Source organism: Nocardiopsis sp. RV163, from assembly GCF_001029525.1.
Classification (GTDB): domain Bacteria; phylum Actinomycetota; class Actinomycetes; order Streptosporangiales; family Streptosporangiaceae; genus Nocardiopsis; species Nocardiopsis dassonvillei.
Genome location: NZ_LEKI01000325.1, coordinates 1 through 1,729, shown reverse-complemented (window position 1 = coordinate 1,729; position 1,729 = coordinate 1). Strand labels below are relative to the sequence as shown.

1 protein-coding gene is annotated in these 1,729 nt (G+C 70.7%); it reads left to right on the top strand.

All coding sequences use genetic code 11. The features are described from left to right. Positions 1-1,650, top strand: a 1,650-nt coding sequence (locus ABD54_RS26475) for an extracellular solute-binding protein (RefSeq protein ID WP_235432214.1), incomplete at its 5' end; no start/stop codon positions are given. Positions 1,651-1,729: the final 79 nt, after the last annotated feature.

The following is a 1,729-nucleotide window of genomic DNA, read 5'->3' as shown; positions in this document are numbered from 1 at the left end:
ACCCCCCTGCGCCCGCCCCCCAGCCGACGCCGCTTCCTCGGCCTGGCGGGCGCCTCCACCGCCGCGGCGCTCACCGCCGGAACGCTCACCGGCTGCGGCTCGGAGTCGTCCAGCGGCGGAGGGTCCGCCTCCTCCGCCAGCTCGCTGGACGACCTGATCCCCACGCACATCCCGTTCCAGGGGGTCACCCCAGACATACCGGGACAGCACGGCGCGCCGGACGGGTTCACCGCCTACCCGACTGAGTTCGTCCAAGCCGTGCCCGAGGCCCCCGGCAGGGGCGGGCGGTACACCGCGATGACCCCGCTGTGGGGGCCGATCCCGCCCGGCCTGGGCGACAACTCCTTCTTCGAGTACGTCAACGGGCGCCTGGGCGCCACGGTGGAGTTCAACTTCCAGGACGGCAACTCGGTCATCGACAAGATGAACGCGGTGATCGCCGGACGCGACGTCGCCGACATCACGATGATCCCCGACTGGGTCGTCAACCTGATCCCCCAGTTCAACCGGGCCGTCGGCGAGCTCTTCGAGGACCTGACGCCGCACCTGGCCGGCGAAGCGGCGCGGGCCTACCCCCTGCTGGCCAACCTGGACAGCGACGCCTGGCGCTGGAACGTCTTCAACCAGCGGCTGCACGGGGTGCCCTGGCCCGCCGAGCCCTTCGGCAACTGGGTCCTGTACCGGCGCGACCTCCTGGAGGAGTACGGCCTGGAGGCCCCGACCAGCCCCGACGACCTGTTCGCGATCGGCGAGGAGGTCAACGACCCGGACAACAACCGCTGGGCCTTCGGCGACTTCAACCTCAGCATGCGCCAGGTCTTCGGCGCGCCCAAGCAGTGGCGCTACTCGGGCGGCGAGCTCACCCACATGTTCGAGACCGAGGAGTGGAGGGCCAGCGTCGAGTACATGCGCAGACTGTTCGACGCGGGGCTCGTCCACCCCGACATCGTCGCCCAGGGGGACAACTCCAAGGAGCTCCTCAACTCCGGGCAGATCCTCTTCAACCAGGACGGCATCGGCGCCTGGCACGAGGCCTACATGCAGATGCTCGGCGACGACCCCGACTTCCGCCTGGACCTGATGCCGGTCTTCGGCAACGGCGGCGCCGACCCGGTGATGCACCACAGCGACCCCTCGGCCCAGTCCGTGTTCGTGCGCAAGGGCATGGAACCGGAGCAGGTCGAGGAGATCCTGGGCATCGTCAACTACTGCGCCGCGCCGTTCGGGACGCGGGAGTACATGGACTACCGCTACGGCGAGGCGGGCGTGCACCACGAGCTCAACGACGACGGCGCCCCGCAGCTCACCGACACCGGCAACGGCGAGGTCAACGACGGCTACTACTTCATCAGCGGCCGCCCCCAGGCGATCACCGAGAGCCAGTACCCGGACTTCGTGCCGTGGAAGTGCGACTGGTACAACCACGCCGCCCAGTTCACCGAGGACGACCCGTTCGCGGGCATCCGCATCCAGCGCCCCGAGCGCTTCTCCGGGGCCGAGACCCCGCTGACCGACAGGGTCAACGACATCATCCGGGGTCGCGAGGACCTCAGCTCCCTGGACCGGGCCGTCGCGGACTGGCGCCGCGACGGCGGCGACGAGGGCCGCGAGTTCTACATGCGGGTCCTCCAGGAGCACGGCCGTGACTGAGCGGACCATGGCCAGGGGCGAACCGCCCTCCCCCGCCCCCGCGTCCCGCGGGCGCGGGGGCGGGGGGGGGCGGTTCGCC